Raw genomic sequence first — 20313 nt, forward strand, 5'->3', positions numbered from 1 at the left:
TTAAGATGAAGGACACATTAAAAACGTATTCTCCCATTGATAACTCGCTGTATGTAGAACGTCAGTTTGCCAGTCAAGAAATTATCCACCAAGCTCTGATAAAAGCTGAGGCAGCAAAAAGTACTTGGCGTACTACTTCCTTAGCAAAGAGAGCAAAACTTTGTCTAGCCGCTGTTGAAATCCTTGTGGCTAACAAGGCAGCGATTGCCGAAGAGATTTGCTGGCAAATGGGACGCCCTATTCGTTATGCCGCAGGCGAAATAACCGGTTTTGAAGAACGCGCACTTTATATGATCAATAATGCCGATAAAGCATTGGCAACCATTGAATTACCTGAAAAACCAGATTTTATCCGTTATATCAAACGTGAACCCCTGGGAGCCGTGTTAATAATCGCGCCATGGAATTATCCCTTTCTCACCGCAGTGAACGTCATCATTCCAGCCATTATGGCGGGCAATATTGTGTTGCTGAAACATTCTGCACAAACGCCTCTAGTAGCAGAGCGTTTAGCGGAAGCATTTGTTCAAGCTGGTATGCCCGATGGGGTTTTCCAGTACTTACATCTCACTCATACAGACACAGAAAAACTCATTCAATCTACAACCATTAATTATGTTGCATTTACTGGTTCTGTTGCCGGCGGGAAAATGATTGAAAATGCTGCTGTTGGACGTTTTCTCAATATTGGTCTTGAACTCGGTGGTAAAGATCCTGCCTATGTACGTGCAGACGCCGATATTGATCAAGCCGTTGCAACCCTAATTGATGGCGCTTTTTTTAACTCAGGTCAATCGTGCTGTGGTATAGAGCGTATTTACGTGCATCAACATGTCTATGATCTTTTTGTTAAGAAAGCCGTAGATCTGGTTAAAAAATATAAACTTGGGCGACCCAATGATCCTGAAACCACACTTGGCCCCTTGGTATCCGCTGCCCGTGCTGATTTTGTGCGCGCTCAAATTAAAGAAGCAGTTGCACAAGGTGCTGTAGCGCATATTGATAGACAAGATTTTCCAATGGATAAGTCTGGTTCCGCTTATATGGCTCCCCAGATTTTAACTCAGGTTAATCACCAAATGCGGGTGATGTCGGAAGAATCTTTTGGGCCAGTAGTAGGTATCATGGCAGTCAATAGTGATGCTGAGGCCGTTGCCTTGATGAATGACAGTGACTATGGTTTGACTGCTACTGTTTGCACTAAAGATATCCCTGCGGGTACAGCCATTGGCGAGCAATTGCATACAGGCACTTTTTTTATTAATCGCTGTGACTATCTTGATCCAGCATTAGCATGGACTGGTGTAAAAAATTCTGGTCGGGGCTGTACCTTATCTGTGCTTGGCTATGAGTCACTCACCCGTCCAAAATCTTTTCATATAAAAACTGTAAGCTAAAGGAGTTTGCACTATGAGCATGCCATCATTGACGGCTAACTGGAACTATCCTACCCAGGTGCGAGTAGGAGCCGGACGAGTGAACGAACTTGCCCAGACATGTAGCACACTAGGCATGAAAGCGCCTTTGTTAGTAACCGATCCAGGTCTAGCCCGGTTGCCTATGGTCGCCAATTTATTACAACATTGCCGGGAAGCTCATCTGCGCGTAGCGGTATTCAGTCAAATCAAAGCAAATCCGAGCGGTGAAAATGTCATGGCAGGGGTAAACGCTTACCATGCTGGCAAACATGATGGTGTGATTGCGTTTGGTGGTGGCTCCGGGCTTGATGCAGGCAAGGCAATTGCCTTAATGGTAGGTCAAGAACGCCCGCTCTGGGAGTTTGAAGACATCGGCGATAATTGGAAGCGAATCAATATCGCAGGTATGGCCCCCGTAGTTGCCATACCAACCACTGCAGGTACCGGCTCTGAAGTAGGACGTGCGTCAGTTATTACGGATAGTGAGCGACATACCAAAAAAATTATCTTTCATCCCAAAATGTTACCTGAAATAGTCATTCTGGATCCAGAACTTACCATTGAGCTACCACCACAGCTCACCGCAGCTACTGGTATGGATGCCTTGTCACACTCTTTAGAAGCCTTATGTTCTAACTATTATCACCCCATGGCAGAAGGAATCGCTATGGAAGGTATTCGGCTTGTAAAAGAGTATTTACCTCGTGCTGTTAAAAATGGTAGGGATTTGGAAGCGCGTACGCAGATGCTTGTCGCCTCAGCAATGGGCGCTACTGCTTTTCAACGTGGTTTAGGTGCAATGCACGCATTGGCGCATCCCTTAGGGGCTATTTACGATGCCCATCATGGACGTTTGAATGCTATTCTGATGCCTTATGTATTACAGGCTAACAGACCTGCTATAGAGCATAGAATATCACGCCTCGCGGCTTATCTGCAGATAAGTGAAGGCTTTGATGGCTTTTTTGACTGGGTGTTAAAATTACGCCATGAGTTGGGTATTGAACATTCTTTAGCTGAAATAGGTATTAATGATTCGCAAGTAACACGAATTGCGGCAATGGCCACAGAGGATGCCGCAGCCGGTAGCAATCCTATTCCCTTCAATGTATCGCAGTATCAGACTATTCTGCATGCAGCCATTGTCGGGGAAATAGCTTACCTGCCGGAGCCATCATGAATCTTGGATTATTACAATGTGATGAGGTTCAAGAAAAATTTGCTCCAGTACATGGACGATATCCAGATATGTTTGCCAGATTGCTAAAAAAAGCAGATCCTTCCCTGGAGTTTGTCGTTTACGATGTGCGACAGGGTGAATTACCAATTACTATTGATACTTGTGATGCTTACTTGATTACAGGCAGTCGCCACGGCGTCAACGATGATCTTCCCTGGATAAGAGTACTTGAGGATTTCGTACTGCAATTAAACAACGCCGCAAAGAAAGTGATTGGCATTTGCTTTGGTCATCAGCTCATTGCCAAAGTCTTGGGTGGAGAAGTGATTAAATCCCCGAAGAGCTGGGGTGTAGGTATGTCACAAAACAAAATGACCCAACAAAAACCCTGGATGATTCCTCAACGTGATAATTTCAAGCTACTAGTCAGTCATCAAGATCAGGTTGTAACCTTACCCCCAAACGCGCAAATACTTGCCGGCAGTGACTTCTGTCCGTTTTATATGCTGCAGTTTGGCGATAACCTCTTCACCATACAAGGCCATCCGGAATTTACCAAAGCTTATTCTCAAGCCTTAATCGAAGATCGTGAGCGCATTCTAGGCAAGGAATGCTATGAACAAGGACTTAAGTCATTGCAGCAAGATGCAGATGATGAATTGATCGCCCAGTGGATTATCAATTTTTTACGCGGCTAATTCACAGGTAAAATCTGTTTAGGATATAACATGGACATATTTAATACAGAAATTTTTCTCGATGGTTTTCAATTTACTGAAGGTTTAAGATGGCATAATAATAATTTATGGTTCTGTGATTTAGGGGGCAATACCGTATATTGTTTTTCTGCAACAGGTCAATTAATCACAAAAATTTCTGTTGCTTCTCCTGCCGGATTAGGTTGGTTATCGGATAATAGTCTGTTAATAACCTCGCTGAAAAAGAGAGAGTTGTTGCAATATAAAGATAATTTTTTATCTATTTTTAAATCACTTGAGATAGCCACGCCAGGTTATTGCCATGATTTTACTGTTTCTCAAAATGATATCATTTATGTGAGTGCCTCAGGTTTTTATCCACAACACAAAGTAAAACCAGTTAAATCAAATATTCTAATGATCACAAAAGAACGTGATATTAAAATAGCAGCGTCCAATATTGGCTATCCGAATGGTATTTTGATAACGCCCGATGGTAAACATTTGATAGTAGCAGAGACATTTTCAGCTACTGTATCCATTTTTGATATTCACACAGATAATACTTTGATCAATCAAAGACCATGGATCAAATTTGATAATCTAGGTTTTGAAGTGAGCTTCGATGAGCATGGCGTACCAGAAAATTTAAACCGCCATTATCCTGATGGAATTTGCTTTGATGAAAAGCTGAATGCTGTATGGATTGCATCGCCAGGAAAAAAGGAGGTGCTATGCATTGATTCCAATAGAAATTGCTTAACAGTTATAAAAACCCGTTTTCACCCATTTGATTGTGTCCTTGGCGGACAAGATAATCAAACCCTTTTTATTGCATCGTCCGATAACAGTCCTAAAAATAAACCTGGAAAAATTGAGAAAGTCACATTTAAGTAAAAGCTGCTGTAATAATGAACCTAAACGGGTAAAGCTATGATGCCATAGGATAATAAAGAGCCTAATGAAGTTAGTGAACCCTTTTTAGATAAAATTGATTTTATTGATGTGAGTATCCAGCACTGTATGTCGTAACCTGGTTGCTTGCAACCAGGTTACACTTATTTATCTAAGCTCTTAATTTAAAGCAATACCAGTTTCTATATCTTGCTGAATGGATGGTTCTTTGGAAGACTTAGACGAAGCGAAAAATCCCGCACTACAATTGGCGATGCTGCTTACAATTTTTTTTGCTGCTTGTACAGTTGCAGAGGCAGTCCCTACAATAATATGCGAGTTATTATATACCATTGTACAAGCGTATTCGCGAGCAGGTATGTAAGTAGAGTAATACCCAATGGTGCTAGGCGGCCCAATGACTAACGCATAAGCAGCGGGGAAAATTGCTCTGGTTGCTAAAGCTAAATAAGGCGCTGCAAAATACGCAATTAGAGCGGGGCCAGCAATAGCAGCCAAAGTAGTTGTCATATTATAAGCACATTGGCTATAGCTAGCGCTTTGGATTGTATTATCTGGGGACTGATTAGTCATTATTTTACCATTTAATCAATTAAGTCAACAATTATACTCAAGGATGCTTAAAGAAATATTAATATAGGGTAGGTGGTGAGGAATTGTTAAATTAATTGATAAAAATCCCGGGAAGAGCTTAAGGGAGATAATTATTTTGGATCAATCATTCAATCTTCCTGTGGCTAATACAGATAAAACCGTTGGCTAAGCTCTGATACTTCAGCCTGATAAGATTTATTACCTGCTAATCCAGGTTGAAGGACATGTTGATGCAACAAATGATGATAATATTTATACGCTCGCTTTAATTGGCCAAATTGTGTTTTATTTAATTTACCTTCCTTAAATAATGTTCTTAGCCAACTTAAAGTATGAGTATGTTGTACCAAACTTTGAGCAGGATTGGTCAATACTAAAAACTGCACTAAAAACTCCAGATCAAGCAAGCCACCCGCTGTATGCTTAATTTCATCAGCATCAACATGTTTCTGAATTTTTGCACGCATTGCCAATACGTCATCGCGAATAGTTTGTTTAACTCTCGGCAAAAATAATACATCAATCTTTAACTGCTTAAATACCGAACGTATAGGTTGGTTTCCTGACAACACCCGAGCCCGCAATAAAGCCTGATGTTCCCAAGTCCAGGCTTGAGTACATTGATAATCGACAAACGCTTCAATAGGACTAACCAACAGTCCAGCTGCTCCGGAAGGACGCAAACGAGTATCAACTTCATATAAGATACCTGCTTGTGAGCGCGTAGTCAGCATATGCAAAATCTTCTGAGTTAAACGAGTCACCAAACTCTCTTCTTCAGGATAGGCAGCATGAATAAAAACCAAATCCAAATCGGAATTGTAATTCATTTCTCGACTGCCTAACTTGCCATAAGCAATAATGGCAAAACGGGATTTAATCTGCCTTATTTGTGGGTAACGGCTGCTTAACTGCTGGCAAGCAATTGTTAAAACTTCAACAACAATTACTTCGGCAACATCCGCCAAAAAACGACCGATACGTACCGCGTCATAGCAACCGTCCATTTCGGCACGCGCCGCAGCAAGCCAATTAACCAATTTAAACTGGCGTAGAACTTCTTCCTGTAATTCATTATCACCACAGTGTGCTAACTGATTTCTCAATGTCTCCTGTAATTGCTTACGTGATAGAGGATGCCAAGTCTGTTCTGGATCCAAGAGTACTTCAAGTAAAAATGGCTGACCAACCAATAAAGAAGTAATAAAAGGGCTATTGGCAAACCAATACAATAATTCTTTTAGTACCTGTGGGTTCTCGGTTAACAATGCGAGATAGGCACTACGGCCAACAATATTCTCCAATAAATGCAAAACCTGCAGTAAAACGGTATCTGTTTCGCTAACCTGGGTTAACTCACTTAGCAACAAAACCATGAAACGATCAAGCCGCATTCTTGCCGCTTGAGTTAAGCGTCTACAACGTGGTGCATGCCTAAAGGCATGAATCATTTGATAACAGCGTTCAGCGTGTTGAAAACCAAGACTTGCTAACAAATTAATAGCCATTGAATTTTCAATATGTCCCTGCCATAAACTGGTTAATTGGTTAGCAAGAAGGCGATGTTGATCTTCATCCGTATCTACCTTATGAAGGACTGCATGAAAAGCGGCACTGATGATTCGTTGGTATTGATGTAACTTTGTCAACAAATCATCCCAATTACTGTACCCCATCGCTAACGCAATTTGCGCTTGCTTTACTGCATCCACAGGTAAAGAATGGGTTTGTTGGTCATTTTGACTTTGCAGGCAATTCTCCAACTTTCTTAAAAAGAGATAAGCTTGTTTTAATGCCGCTGTACGAGCCAATAATCCCTCTTGTTTTAAAGCATCAAGCGCGGCCATAGCACCTTGTTGACGTAAATGGGGCAATCTACCACCACGAATTAACTGGATATTTTGAATAATAAATTCTACTTCGCGAATCCCCCCAAAACCGCGTTTAATATCGTTTAGAGCAGGATTTAATTGTACTTCCCGTTCAATCATTGCTTTCATGCTGCGTAAAGACTCAATGACACTAAAATCCACATAGCGTCTATAAACGAAAGGGGTTATCAAACGGTGAATCCATGATTGTTCATCGGGATTTATACTAATCAAACGTGCTTTAACCATTGCATACCGTTCCCAATCTCTCCCCTGTTCCTGGTAATAAGTTTCCATAGCTGCAAGACTACTCACCAAAGCCCCACTCTCCCCGTTAGGCCGTAAACGTAAATCGACCCGAAAAACAAAACCATCAGCAGTCACATTTTGTAACAGCTGTATAAAACGCTGTACTACCCTCGTGTAATACTGCTCATTACTCAATCGCTCCTGGCCATTGGTATAACCAGTAGCAGAAAAAGCAAAAATCAAATCAATATCGGAGGAATAGTTAAGCTCGCGGCCGCCAAGTTTCCCCATAGCAAGTACATAAAGTTGGGTTGGAAGGCCAGTCTCGTCAGACGGACTTCCATAACGTGCTATCAATTCCTGCTGGCAAAAAGCAAGACCGTGCCTAATCATTGCATCGGCGCAATCAGACCAGGACAGCATTGTTTCTTCGGTATTAGCTAAACCTGCGATTTCACGTAGTAGCAGACGCAAAAAATGACTATGGCGAAATTGGCGTAAAGCACGAGCAAAAGGAATAAACGATTGCCCGCTCAGTTGACTCACCTGCATAAAGTAATCTTCACGGGTTAAAGGCTGTTGACAATCATCTTGTTGCAGCAATTGGTTCAAAATGTCTACCTGTCGGCAAGCATAATCACTAACCAACAAAAGCCTCTGCAGTGCCTCAGCCACCGGATGCTTAAGGGCTGCAAAGTGTTTTAGATAAAAGGAATTCCTTGACTGTAAAAGAATTGGAAGTTCGTCCACTGGCTGCATTTGACCTATTAATAATAAAAAGCATATCCAAGACTATCCAAGCTGGAAATAAAAAACAAACACGCGATGATTTCTACCATCGGTTGGCTTGTGGAAATAATTGATAAAAATACAAGTTGCCTGAATGTTGCTTAATCAAAGAAAAAAGAAACTCAACCATCTATTCCTTTAGAGCATTTTCAAAACCCGCTGTGACGAAGAAAACACGAAGAGACGCAGAACCGGAGTGGACACTCGAAAGCACTTGTGGATTGAAGCCCTTATCGATGAAGCAATTTTCCGCCACAGTAGAGTTTGGCAAGAGGCCTATTTAAAAATAAGCTGGCAGGCTATACTCTATAAATACTATAAATTAGTAATTTGATTAAACTGATGAAAATAATTGGCCTTGTTTTAGCCCTGGTAATCGGTATCAGTTCACCTCTTCATGCCCAAGGCGAACCCCTTAGAGTCGCAGTTGATACGTTTGCCCCCCCTTTTGTTATGGAAAGCGCTAATAATCAACTGTATGGCTTTGACATAGCAATGATGCAAAGCCTTTGTCGCATTATGGAGCGTACCTGCCAATTTGTACCAGTGCCCTTTGAAGACATTTTTGCCACTATAGAAACAAGAAAAGCTGATGTTGGAGTAAGTGCAATTATTATCACGGCGGAACGGGCATCTCGAGTTAATTTCTCCCTTCCTTATTTATTAAGTTATGCGCGCTTCTTAGGCCCTAAAAAATGGATTGGCCAAACTTTTCGCCTGCAATTGTTGACTAACCAGACTGTAGGCGTTTCTGAAGGAACCATTTTCCCCGAAGTAGTAAAAACCTTGGGAATCGCCAATGTAAAGAGCGTTAAATTTGACCGCTTGGACTCCATGATAGAAGCATTGGAAGAAGGGGATATAGATTTTGCTCTCATGGATGAGCCTACAGCCTTATACTGGCAATCACAATCCTCAGGGACTCTCACTGTGGTCGGCGAACCGTTTATTTATGGGTTTGGTTTGGGTATTGCTGTTAACCGTGGGGAACCTGATTTATTACAGGTTATTAATAAAGCGTTACTTCAATACCAAAACAGTGATGAATTTAAACTGAACTATCAGAAATACATTGCTCATTTTTAATAGAACTATTGCCTTGCGGTTAAAAATGACTGCTTGCAATCCAATCTAACAACACATAAGCGTTCACGGGATAGGTATATTTCGTCGTTACGGGACTTGGCGAAACAATCCAGAACGATACTACATTGAAGATTTGAAACTGGATTGCTTCACTTTGTTCGCAATGGCGACAGTGCTTTCCGTTATCAAAGAATGTCATGCGCCGTGAACACTTACCAAGGCAAATAGGGTAGTGATTAATGCAAGGTTTCACCTTTAGTGATGCAATGACTAATCACTCGGCGAGTCACGAAATCACCTTGACTGGCTCCGTAGAGTGATTTGAAATGCTCTGCCAGCGTTAAAACCCAAGAGGATAAACGAAAATCCATACGCTTTTCTTCCTGATTGACGACTAATTCGAATAACCCCAATGAATCACTATTTTGCTCGTTCGCATACTCCTCCATGATACGCTGAGCAGTATAGATATCTTTCTCTCTGGTTGGCCAACTTTTGTTCATAAATATCCCCTAACTTCATGACTTCGGGTCATTTGAAAAACTTCACGGCAGAACAAATTGGGTCAAATAATTAAATTACAAGTCCTCAATCTGAATTTTTATCATGCCATACATTGATTATTTTTTCAATATATTGCTCTATTTTTACTCATTTATTACCAACTTTACAAAGCCTTGCGGCTCTTCCCAAAGCGTCACAAAGAGCACCATTATGATTGGCCCAACAAATAAACCAAGCAATCCCAACGTTTCGACACCGCCTAAAATACCAAACAAAACAGCAAGAAAAGGTAGTTGGATCGCACCACCTATTAAAACCGGCTTTATAAAATGATCGGCAACAAACATCACGATGGTTCCCCATACCAAGACAATAATAGCGCCTATCATGCTGCCGTAGGATAATAAAATCAAAGCAACAACGACAAACACAAAGGGAACAACAAAGGGGATCATAGCAGCAAATGCTGTTATAAAACCGGTTAGGGTTGGAGCAGGGAAATCAACCAAAAAATAACAAAAACCCATTAACACACCAACCCCTAAACCTACCACAATCGTGCCATTGACTGTCGCTCTTAACGCTGAGGGTAAACGATCAGCATAGCGAAACCAACGGGATCCCAAACAAAATTCACCGATATGATTGATTTGTTGAAATAATTTATCGCCATCGCGATAAAAGAAAAATAAGGTTAAGAGTGTAAAACCTAGCTGAAAACCGCGATGAGCAAGATTGACTCCTACCTGCTTAATATAATAACTGGCGGACGTTAAAGGCAGATGAAGATTGGATAAGAACGATCTGACATTGCCTGGTTTGCTAATATTAGCATCCCAGTAAGTTACAAGCTCATTACCTATAATTGGGACTTGTTTTATAAATTCCGGAGCCTGCCCTCCTTCGCGATTTATCAGCTGTAAGTAATTAATGAATATTTGTAATTCTTTCACCAAAATACTGACTAACCAACTTAGAGGTAATATAAATATCAAACTCAAAATTATAGTAAACAGCAAAGCAGCCAGGTTATCATGATTAGCAAAAAATTCTCGCCAACGGCGATATAAAGGATAAGTCGCAATGACAATAATAGCTGCCCAAATCATAGACGGAATAAAGTGATGAATGATAAATAGGGCCAGCAGGACTATACCAACAGTCAACCCCATACTGATTAATTCCTTATGGTTTTCATTCATTTTGCAAATCCCCAAGCAAGCAATTGCATTAACAACCAGGCGGGAATAGCCGCCAACACATCATCTAACATGATTCCTATACCACCGTGAACCTGCTTATCGATGCTACGAATCGGTTGTGGTTTCCAGATATCAAAAATACGGAATAAGAAAAAACCGATGATCATCCACCCCCATCCTACGGGGGCCATTGTCATGGTAAGCAAATACCCTACAACTTCATCCCATACAATACCAGAATAGTCGTGGACTCCCATTTCTTGTGAGACTTTATCACTAACCCAAACACCTAATAAAAACGCGAGAATAGTCATTAGCAAATAAACGATGAGAGGCTGTCCAGCAAGCAACAAATAAACAGGTATAGCAGCGAGAGTACCCCAAGTTCCCGGAGCAACCGGCATCAACCCACTACCAAAACCAAAAGCAATAAAATAAGCGGGATCCTGCCATACCTTATTGGACAATTTTACTGTATTCATTCGCACTCCTTAATCAAGTTTGCTTGAATAAACCCGGTTTATATCTTTTAAAAATGGCTATAACCACTTGGTGTAAGAGACAGCAGATCACCCTCTTCTGTCCTGGCACGCAGACCATTTTTTTCTTCTATGACTCCAATTTGGTAACAGCGCAACCCCGCCTTGGCAAACAAAGCGAGTAACTGCTCTTCCTTTTGTGGTGCAACGGTAAAGCATAACTCATAATCATCCCCTCCTGTAAGCGCAAAATTAACTGCATTTTCCCCTTGATATTCGTGGACCAAAGAATGAACAGGAATAGCAGATAACGATAAGGAAGCCCCAACGCCACTAGCAACACAAATATGATTAAGATCTGCACTTAAACCATCGGAAATATCGATTGCTGCCGAAGCGCTGTTTTGCAAAATATCGGCTAGATCAACACGTGGCTGAGGATGTTGCAATTTTAACATCAACGCACGCTTATCAGCTTCAGGAAGATCATTTCGCTGCAAAAAAGCCACTGCAAGAGCAGCAGCACCTAATTCACCACTCACATAGATTTTATCCCCTGGTTGAGCCCCAGAGCGCCTAACCGCTTTTCCAGTCGGCACCAAACCATGAATAGTGAGTGTTAAGCTTAAAGGACCACGCGTTGTATCACCACCAATTAAAGCGATATCAAATTGCTTTAAGGAAGCGTGCAATCCTTGGGAAAAACGCTGCAACCAAGCAGGATTAAGCTCCGGAATAGTCAGTGCCAAACTTATCCAGCAAGGCCTGGCTGCCATTGCGGCTATATCACTGACATTAACCATGACTGCTTTATAGGCAATGTCATACGCATCCCAGCTACGCAAAAAATGTACATCAGCCACTAAAGTATCAGTGCTCACTAACAATTGATGGGCAGGAGGTACATTCAGGCAAGCGGCATCATCACCGATACCCAATACGACATCGGCGCGAGTGCTGGCAGGATTTTTAAAAAAAACATCGATTAATGAAAATTCATTCATTATGAAGGCTGATTTCAATTTTTCGTACTTGTCGCGCCAGATTATTCAGTACGCCATTAACATAACGGTGGCCATCCTGGGAACCAAATTCTTTCGCCAGCGATATTGATTCATCCAGTACAACACGATACGGAATCTCAGGGCAGAACAACAGTTCAAAGGCCCCTAAACGTAATACAGTTAATTCAATGGGATTTAAACTCTCAATCGATCTATCCAAAAATGGCATCAGATTTTCTTCCAGGAGCTTCACCTGCTCTGGGACACCATAAAGTAAACGGTTGAAATACTCACTATCAACTTTATCCATATTATTTGCAACACGAAACTGAGCTTCTATTTCGAATAATTCATGGCTAGACATTAACCACTGATAAAGCGCTTGCAGGGCAAGTTTTCGTGCACGTCTTTTGCCCCTAATTGATTGTTTTTCCACAATTACCTCATGAAGTTCTATCATCTTTCATTTGATCGATAGTTTGTCTGAAATCACTAACATCTTTAAAGCGTTTATAAACCGATGCAAAGCGCACATAAGCAACATGATCAAGACGATACAATTGCTTCATAACCAATTCGCCCACCTCACGAGAATCGATTTCTCGCTCCCCGCTACGGCGAATTTCCTGCATAATGGTTACGATAGCTTCTTCAAGCGCATCAACGCTAACAGGCCTCTTCTCCAAAGCCCGCAACATACCAGCTTTCAAGTTATTAATATTAAATGGTTCACGCCGGCCATCTCGTTTGATGATCGAGGGCATTATCAATTCGGCTGATTCAAAGGTAGTAAAACGTTCGTGACAAAGAAGACATTGTCGCCTTCTTCGTACTTGCGCTCCTTCTGCAACCAGGCGTGAATCCACTACCTTGGTGTCTTCTGCATGACAAAATGGACAATGCATAATTAACGATATACCGGAAATTCATGGCACAACTGCAAGACTTGCATTTTTACACGCGCAATCATTGCTTCATTATTCAAATCATCAAGCACGTCTGCTATCCAATTACTCAAAATATTCACCTCTTTTTCTTTAAATCCACGTGTTGTTATTGCTGGAGTGCCTAAACGCAGACCACTCGTTACAAAAGGCGAACGTGGATCATTAGGTACAGAATTCTTATTGACCGTGATATTAGCCCGTCCCAAGGCAGCATCAGCCTCTTTGCCGGTAATATTTTTAGTGATCAAATCAACCAGTAACAGATGATTTTCTGTACCACCCGAAACAATAGGATATCCTCGGCCTTTAAGCACCTCAGCCATCACTTTTGCATTCAATAAAACTTGTTGTTGATAGTGCTTAAATTCGGGTTGCAGGGCTTCAGCAAAAGCCACCGCTTTGGCTGCAATAACATGCATTAAAGGGCCACCCTGCATACCAGGAAATACTGACGAATTTAATTTCTTTTCAATTTCTTCATTGGCACGAGCCAGAATCAACCCGCCACGTGGGCCACGCAACGTTTTATGGGTCGTCGTAGTAACCACATCCGCGTAAGGCAGGGGCGAAGGATAAAGGCCAACAGCTACCAAACCAGCCACATGCGCCATATCAGCCATTAAATAAGCGCCTACTTTATCAGCAATAGACCGGAACCTTGCCCAATCAAGCACCTGCGAATAAGCAGAAAAACCAGCGATAATCATTTTCGGACGATGAGTCACTGCCAACTCTTCCAAGGCGTCATAATTGATGAGACCCGTCTCAGGCTCCAATCCATAGCCTATTGCTTCATAGAGTTTGCCGGAAAAATTAACTTTAGAGCCATGAGTCAAATGACCGCCATGCGGTAGAGCCATCCCCAGAATGACATCGCCAGGCGAAAGCAACGCCATCATTACTGCGGCATTAGCTTGTGAACCTGAATGCGGCTGTACGTTTACATAGTCAGCACCAAACAATTGCTTGGCGCGGCTAATGGCGAGGTTTTCTGCAATATCCACATATTCGCAACCACCATAATAGCGTTTACCGGGATAGCCTTCAGCATATTTGTTGGTCAATACTGAACCCTGTGCTTCCAGGACCCGTGGACTGGCATAATTTTCCGAGGCAATAAGCTCGATATGATCTTCCTGGCGCTGACGCTCTGATGCAATTGCTTGCCACAGCACCTCATCAAACCCGGCAATCGTGTAATTTTTATCAAACATTAGCAATCCTTAACCCTGTCGGTAATTAAACGTAACTTCACATGACCTCGGCTAATTGCTTAAAGCACGGAGGTAGGAAAGACATTCCCTATCCAGACGATAATTAAATAATTATAATAGCTACTCAGCCAGGTTTGTAGCTCCTACTTACATTAGCCATTAATTCTCGTTATTCAACCAAGAGAGAATTACGTACTCGCCTGACTCCATCAATATTCGCTGCGATCGCAGCAGCACGCTGCTTGGTTATGGGGCTATTTACAATACCACTCAATTGCACTTCACCCTTATAGGTTCTGACTGTAATCGCGAACCCTTTTGTTCCTAATTTATCAACCAATTCCGTCTTAACCTTTGCAGTAACCGCTGCACTATCAAGGTACTGTCCTGTACTTTCGCTCATTGGCGTAGCAGAGCAAGCAACCATGATTAGCAGTGAAAAAACCAGTAGGATTTCACCCATTATCCTTAACATACTGCTCTCTTGGAATGAAATTATCCAAGAATATCACAGCACAGTGAACTAGTCATGACCATGCATATGACCTTCCTCCACACTATCATGACCATAAACATAGCCATTTCCATAGTTGCCAGGATGTTCGTGTACTCTTGACTCAGGCATCACCGAGCCATGCCCGTGGTAATGTGACTCCCTGTTTTCGTGATGATGATAATGATGATAGGCACGAGGGGCTGGTGCAGAATGATGGTAAAAAGGCCTTGGCGCCGGCTCATAATAACGATCATAGTAATAGTAATCGTTCTCCAATGTACATGAACCCAGTGATGGTAATAAAGCCAGTAACGCTAACAAACGTTTCATAAAAACCTCTTAGGCATAACAACATAAAAAAAGAAAGGCACGATTCTACAATCGTGCCCTCTATGTATTTTACAGCTCATAAAAAAATACTACTTCAATTAATTTGGAATTACTGTGCTTTCACCTCGGCTTTTCTTCCATTACGAAAGGGATATTCACGAAAGGGATAAACGGTTTCGCCTACATAAGCTCTTCTTGCTACGAGTCGCCACCCACTAAAGGTATTAATATCTAAACGCATGCCACTATGGCAGCGCATTACACCATCCCTATCTCGATAATACAAACTAATATAATGAGGGCGTTCCATACGATAAATATCAAATGGTTCTAATAAAGTATCATCATCGAACCTGCCATAGACACGTATATCGTCGTAGCCATCGTTTAATACCTCTATTTCACAATAGCCAGGCATCATCGCTCTTTTCTCTACAGAAGGACCAGTATTTGCCTGTGGATGAACATGCCGATTGCTATCGGCATAAACTGATGTTAACAAACCTAAACAACTAACAAAAAGCAGTGACTTAAGCTTCATCATTAACTCCAAAGTAACTCTAAGATAGAGTGCAGACCAATTGTTAACAAAGAGTGGTCTTTAGTCAATAGGATTTTTTTGTGACCATGATAAAAATAATTTGCTCTATTTTCAGGCAATCTATTGACTGTTCAATGACCAATTGTTGATTCTGATTCGACCAAATTATTTATGCTAATCCAGGCTCGCCCCAATTCCCAGTAATCGAAAAATGCAAAACATCACGAAGTTACTTACTTCATCTATCAAGTAGTTATGGTATATTAAGCCCCAAATTAGGTAGAGGTTTAGTGGAAGTTCCTAAGCATTAGCCCGTTCAGAGGAATGAAGATGAAAAAACGCATGAAGATCATGATTATTGCTTTAATCGTTGTATTTGGAGGCATTATTGCGTTTAACCTCTTCAAAAGCTTTATGATTAAGCGCTTCTTTGCGAACTATGAACCTCCTGCCGTGAGTGTATCTTCCGTCAAAGCCATCCAAAAAAGCTGGGAACCGCGTATTGCAACAGTAGGAAATTTTGTCGCCATTAATGGTGTTGATGTCAATTCTGAAGCATCTGGAAACGTGGTGAAAATTCATTTTGAATCAGGCCAGTATTTTGAGAAAGATAAACCTCTGATTGATATTGATGACAGCGTTGATCAGGCCACGCTTAAATTTAATCTGGCAGAACTGGCTCTAAGAGAGCTCAATTATAAACGCCAAGCTGATTTATTTAGACGAGGGGCAACCCCCAGTTCAAGTGTTGATGAAGCCACAGCCAATTTGCAACAATCCAAGGCCAATGTCGAAAAAACTGAAGCGCAAATAAGGCAAAAGCATATTAGCGCACCTTTTTCAGGATTATTAGGCATTCGTCAAGTTAACTTAGGGCAATATATCACACCTGGACAAACCGCGATTGTGACCTTGCAATCACTCGATCCCCTTTACCTGGAATTTTATTTACCTGAACAGATGCTGAAGAGATTACATATTAATCAAGGCATTCAATTTAACGTAGAAGAATTTCCTAATGCTATCTTTGAAGGAAAAATCACCGCTATTAACTCCAAGGTCGATACGAATACTCATAACATTCTGGTCCAGGCGACTCTGCCCAATTGCCCCGCTGCAGCAACTGACAATCCAGAGAATTCGACGCTCATTAAGCTTGGCAAAAAAATTGGCGAAAAAAGAATTATCAATTGCAACACAGAACTTAACACCAAAAATCATATTACCCAATTCACTTTTATTCCCGGTATGTTTGCCTCTGTTTCCGTGGAACAACCCTTAATTCCAGACGTGATTGTTTTACCTTCTACAGCTATTTCTTACAGTCTGTATGGCAACTCTGTTTTTGTGATCGAAAAAGATAAAGACGGTAAAAAAGATGCTGAAGGCAAGGATATTTTGCGAGTCCAACGTGTGTTTGTCACTACAGGCGAACAGGCCGGCAATTACACAGTGATTAAAAAAGGAATAAAAGCGGGACAGCTGATTGTAAGTTCAGGAGAATTGAAATTACAAAATGGTACCCCTGTGGTCATTAACAACAGTGTACAACTCAATGATGTCAGTGACGCTGATAATTTAGGCCAATAGCAGTTTTAGCAGCAAGTGATTTGCCTTAGGCGATGGTTATTTTAACCATTGCTGAGATCAATATCGTCAAAAACGACGAAGGTTTTTTCCAGGATAACGCATGAATTTTACAGATATATTTATTAAACGCCCGGTTCTCGCCACAGTCATTAGTTTATTGATCTTTTTGTTTGGCCTGAACTCAATCTCAACCATGCAAATTCGCCAATATCCGCGCATGGATAATACGGTTATCACAGTGACTACTGCTTATCCTGGTGCTGATGCCGCTCTAATTGCCGGATTCATTACGACACCTCTGGAAGCGGCTGTTGCCAGTGCGGAAGGGATCGATTACATGACCTCAACCAGCACACAAGGCTTAAGTACAATTACCTTAACGATTAAATTGAATTTTAATCCCCAGGTTGCCTTTACCGATGTAATGAGCAAGGTGCAGCAAATCTTAAATCAATTGCCTCCTGAATCACAGCAACCGGTTATTGTTAAAAGTTCGGATACCTCAACCCCGTTAATGTATATCAGCCTTGATAGTCCTGATATGACACCGCAGCAAATTACCGATTACGCTACCCGTGTTGTACAGCCACAATTACAAACTGTTGATGGCGTAGCAAAAGCAGATATCCTGGGTGGGGCGACTTACTCAATGCGGATTTTCCTCGACCCAATCAAAATGGCTGCTTTGAATGTAGCACCCTCCGATGTATCCAGTGTATTGGCTCGTAATAATTTCCTGACTGCGGCAGGCAATACTAAAGGTGAATATGTTGCGATCAATATGACTGCAAAAACCGATTTAAATAACGCTGAAGAATTCAGCCAATTAATCGTCAGAAGCAACAAGAACTCTATTATCCGCCTGCGTGACATTGGTAAAATAGAATTAGGTTCGCAAAACTATGATTCAACGGTACGATTTAATGGTAAAAAGGCTGTCTTTCTCGCCATCACACCAACACCAACTGCTAACCCGCTGACCGTGATTACTGATGTACGCAAAATAATGCCCTCTATTCAACGTGAATTTCCCCCTTCTTTATCAGGGACTATTGTCTACGATGCGACTGATTTTATTCGCGCCTCTATCGAAGAAGTGATTCAAACCATTGCTGAAGCCGCGATCATTGTTATTATCGTCATCTTCCTGTTTTTAGGCTCTTTACGCTCCGTTATTATTCCGGTAGTCACAATACCTTTGTCATTGATTGGTGTCTGTACCTTCATGTTATTTTTAGGCTATTCCATCAATTTACTGACTTTGCTTGCTTTCGTTCTGGCAATTGGTCTCGTAGTTGATGATGCCATTGTAGTTGTTGAAAACGTACACCGACACATTGAAGAAGGAAAAACGCCTTTCCAAGCTGCAATTATCGGTGCTCGTGAAATTGCAACGCCTGTAATTGCCATGACCATTACTTTGGCAGCGGTGTATGCCCCTATCGGATTTATGGGAGGATTAACTGGCGCTCTCTTTAAGGAATTTGCGTTCACCTTGGCAAGTGCCGTAATTATCTCTGGTATTATTGCATTAACATTGACCCCAATGATGTGTTCTAAAATACTCTCGGCAGAAATCAGTAGCGGACGTTTTGTTCACTTTCTTGATGATAAATTTAACCGCCTGAAAATCCGTTATCAACGTGCTCTCCATAGCTTATTGGATACTCGGATCATTATTTTGCTGTTCGCTGCAGTGGTATTACTTATGCTGCCCTATCTCTATAGCCATACCGCAGAAGAAACGGCCCCTGAAGAAGACCAAGGATTCTTCTTTGTCGTCTCAACAGCACCACAATATGCGACGATTAATTACCTCGAAGCCTATACTCAACCTTTTGATGAGATCTATAAAAGTTTTCCTGAAACCGAACATTATTTTACAGTTAATATGAGTGCACCTATTTCCGGTATGGTACTCAAAGCCTGGGATCGACGAGAACGCAGCCAATTTCAGTTAAAACAGCCTTTACAAGAAAAATTGGACAGCGTGGCGGGTCTTAAATCATTTGCTGTTATTCCTCCTCCACTCCCGGGCGGCGGTAGTGGTACTCCTATTCAGTTTGTAATCAAGACTACCAATGATTTTCAAACACTCTTTGAAGTATCCAACAAATTAATTGATGCGGCACGCAAGAGTGGTCTTTTTATTTATATCGATAACAGCCTTAAGTTCAATCAACCAGAAATTGAATTACAAATTAACCGCTCTAAAGCCTCTGATCTTGGATTGGACATGCAGGCGATCGGTAGCAGTTTAACCACTGCCCTTTCCGGCAATTACGTTAATTATTTCAATTTGCAAGGACGTAGTTATCAGGTGATTCCACAATTAGACAGGCGTTATCGCTTGAATTCCGAGCAACTAGGACAAATTTTTGTGCGTACCGCGAATGGCATCATGGTACCCTTATCGACTGTGGTTACACCAAAAGAAAAAGTACAACCTAATGCCGCAACGCACTTCCAACAGTTAAACGCTGCCACTATCCAAGCAGTGATGATGCCAGGTACAACGCTTGGACAAGGTTTAGCGTTTCTAAAAGAACAAGCCGATAAGTTATTACCTAAAGGTTTTACTTATGATTATGGCGGGCAGTCAAGGCAATTTATTCAGGAAGGTAGCGCGCTTATTTTTGCCTTTTTCCTGGCAATCATTGTTATTTTCCTGGTGCTTGCAGCCCAGTATGAAAGTTTCAGAGACCCACTAATTGTATTAATCAGCGTCCCGATGTCCATTTGTGGAGCATTGATCCCTCTTAATTTGGGAGCAGCAAGTATTAATATTTACACCCAGGTTGGGTTAATTACCTTAATTGGCTTGATCAGTAAGCATGGCATTTTAATTGTTGACTTTGCTAATCAATTACAACGAGAAAAGAATCTTGACCGTCGATCTGCAGTCGAGGAAGCGGCTGCCATTCGTTTGCGTCCAATCTTAATGACAACGGCAGCCATGGTCTTTGGCGTCCTCCCCCTATTAATCGCAGCGGGGGCTGGGGCTGTCAGTCGTTTTGATATTGGTCTGGTGATTTCAACAGGTTTACTGGTTGGTACCTGTTTTACTCTTTTTGTCGTGCCGACTATGTATACTTACATTGCAGCTGACCACCGACATGATTACGATAATGAGAATACCATTTCCCCTTCAGCAATAAGTGATTCTCATAACCCAGTCTAGGTTTGGGGTTATGAGAATGACCCTA

19 protein-coding genes are annotated in these 20313 nt (G+C 41.6%); 7 read left to right on the plus strand and 12 right to left on the minus strand.

The window, feature by feature from the left end; all coding sequences use genetic code 11:
- Positions 1 to 5 precede the first annotated feature (5 nt).
- From DYC89_RS10640 to DYC89_RS10655, 4 genes are read left to right on the plus strand one after another with little or no spacing between them, the layout of a single operon-like run.
- Positions 6 to 1397, plus strand: coding sequence for an aldehyde dehydrogenase family protein (locus tag DYC89_RS10640; protein WP_115221763.1), 1392 nt, complete (start codon positions 6 to 8; stop codon positions 1395 to 1397).
- 13 nt (positions 1398 to 1410) lie between these two features.
- Complete coding sequence (locus DYC89_RS10645) at positions 1411 to 2598, plus strand: iron-containing alcohol dehydrogenase (RefSeq protein WP_115221764.1); 1188 nt, start codon at positions 1411 to 1413, stop codon at positions 2596 to 2598.
- Entirely contained in the window at positions 2595 to 3296 is a 702-nt protein-coding gene (locus DYC89_RS10650; RefSeq protein WP_115221765.1) for a glutamine amidotransferase-related protein, read from the plus strand. The genes DYC89_RS10645 and DYC89_RS10650 overlap by 4 nt, the downstream gene beginning before the upstream one ends.
- Before the next feature lie 30 nt (positions 3297 to 3326).
- Positions 3327 to 4193, plus strand: coding sequence for an SMP-30/gluconolactonase/LRE family protein (locus tag DYC89_RS10655; protein WP_115221766.1), 867 nt, complete (start codon positions 3327 to 3329; stop codon positions 4191 to 4193).
- A 177-nt stretch (positions 4194 to 4370) separates the two neighbouring features.
- Here the strand turns inward: DYC89_RS10655 and DYC89_RS10660 are convergent, their stop codons facing one another.
- The gene (locus tag DYC89_RS10660) at positions 4371 to 4784 is read right to left on the minus strand and encodes a hypothetical protein (protein ID WP_115221767.1); all 414 of its coding nucleotides are present in this window, start codon (positions 4782 to 4784) and stop codon (positions 4371 to 4373) included.
- A 164-nt stretch (positions 4785 to 4948) separates the two neighbouring features.
- Positions 4949 to 7684, minus strand: a complete 2736-nt coding sequence (glnE, locus tag DYC89_RS10665; protein ID WP_115221768.1) for a bifunctional [glutamate--ammonia ligase]-adenylyl-L-tyrosine phosphorylase/[glutamate--ammonia-ligase] adenylyltransferase — start codon at positions 7682 to 7684, stop codon at positions 4949 to 4951.
- Positions 7685 to 8056: 372 nt separating this feature from the next.
- Between glnE and DYC89_RS10670 the strand changes: the two genes are divergently transcribed.
- Complete coding sequence (locus tag DYC89_RS10670) at positions 8057 to 8800, plus strand: transporter substrate-binding domain-containing protein (RefSeq protein ID WP_115221769.1); 744 nt, start codon at positions 8057 to 8059, stop codon at positions 8798 to 8800.
- A 236-nt stretch (positions 8801 to 9036) separates the two neighbouring features.
- Here the strand turns inward: DYC89_RS10670 and DYC89_RS10675 are convergent, their stop codons facing one another.
- The 10 genes from DYC89_RS10675 to DYC89_RS10720 form a co-directional block, all read right to left on the minus strand.
- Positions 9037 to 9303, minus strand: coding sequence for a hypothetical protein (locus DYC89_RS10675; RefSeq protein ID WP_115221770.1), 267 nt, complete (start codon positions 9301 to 9303; stop codon positions 9037 to 9039).
- A 144-nt stretch (positions 9304 to 9447) separates the two neighbouring features.
- Positions 9448 to 10506, minus strand: a complete 1059-nt coding sequence (locus DYC89_RS10680) for an AI-2E family transporter (protein WP_115221771.1) — start codon at positions 10504 to 10506, stop codon at positions 9448 to 9450.
- The gene (locus DYC89_RS10685) at positions 10503 to 10988 is read right to left on the minus strand and encodes a phosphatidylglycerophosphatase A family protein (RefSeq protein WP_115221772.1); all 486 of its coding nucleotides are present in this window, start codon (positions 10986 to 10988) and stop codon (positions 10503 to 10505) included. The genes DYC89_RS10680 and DYC89_RS10685 overlap by 4 nt, the downstream gene beginning before the upstream one ends.
- A 47-nt stretch (positions 10989 to 11035) precedes the next feature.
- Positions 11036 to 11989, minus strand: a complete 954-nt coding sequence (gene thiL, locus DYC89_RS10690; RefSeq protein ID WP_115221773.1) for a thiamine-phosphate kinase — start codon at positions 11987 to 11989, stop codon at positions 11036 to 11038.
- On the minus strand, positions 11982 to 12425 hold the full coding sequence (gene nusB / locus DYC89_RS10695; protein WP_115222736.1) for a transcription antitermination factor NusB: 444 nt from the start codon (positions 12423 to 12425) through the stop codon (positions 11982 to 11984). The genes thiL and nusB overlap by 8 nt, the downstream gene beginning before the upstream one ends.
- 7 nt (positions 12426 to 12432) lie before the next feature.
- Complete coding sequence (gene nrdR / locus DYC89_RS10700) at positions 12433 to 12894, minus strand: transcriptional regulator NrdR (protein ID WP_058443286.1); 462 nt, start codon at positions 12892 to 12894, stop codon at positions 12433 to 12435.
- Positions 12895 to 12896: 2 nt separating this feature from the next.
- Positions 12897 to 14150, minus strand: a complete 1254-nt coding sequence (glyA, locus tag DYC89_RS10705; RefSeq protein WP_115221774.1) for a serine hydroxymethyltransferase — start codon at positions 14148 to 14150, stop codon at positions 12897 to 12899.
- A 169-nt stretch (positions 14151 to 14319) separates the two neighbouring features.
- A complete protein-coding gene (locus DYC89_RS10710; protein ID WP_245953983.1) occupies positions 14320 to 14625 on the minus strand; it encodes a BON domain-containing protein in 306 nt (101 codons plus the stop codon).
- A 48-nt stretch (positions 14626 to 14673) separates the two neighbouring features.
- Positions 14674 to 14976, minus strand: a complete 303-nt coding sequence (locus tag DYC89_RS10715) for a hypothetical protein (RefSeq protein WP_115221776.1) — start codon at positions 14974 to 14976, stop codon at positions 14674 to 14676.
- 109 nt (positions 14977 to 15085) lie between these two features.
- On the minus strand, positions 15086 to 15517 hold the full coding sequence (locus DYC89_RS10720; RefSeq protein WP_115221777.1) for a hypothetical protein: 432 nt from the start codon (positions 15515 to 15517) through the stop codon (positions 15086 to 15088).
- Positions 15518 to 15847: 330 nt separating this feature from the next.
- On the opposite strand from DYC89_RS10720, the gene DYC89_RS10725 reads away from it, so the two are divergent.
- Both DYC89_RS10725 and DYC89_RS10730 read left to right on the plus strand, forming a co-directional pair.
- Positions 15848 to 17107, plus strand: a complete 1260-nt coding sequence (locus DYC89_RS10725) for an efflux RND transporter periplasmic adaptor subunit (RefSeq protein ID WP_115221778.1) — start codon at positions 15848 to 15850, stop codon at positions 17105 to 17107.
- 100 nt (positions 17108 to 17207) lie between these two features.
- Complete coding sequence (locus DYC89_RS10730) at positions 17208 to 20288, plus strand: efflux RND transporter permease subunit (protein WP_115221779.1); 3081 nt, start codon at positions 17208 to 17210, stop codon at positions 20286 to 20288.
- Positions 20289 to 20313: the final 25 nt, after the last annotated feature.

The organism is Legionella donaldsonii (assembly GCF_900452385.1).
Classification (GTDB): domain Bacteria; phylum Pseudomonadota; class Gammaproteobacteria; order Legionellales; family Legionellaceae; genus Tatlockia; species Tatlockia donaldsonii.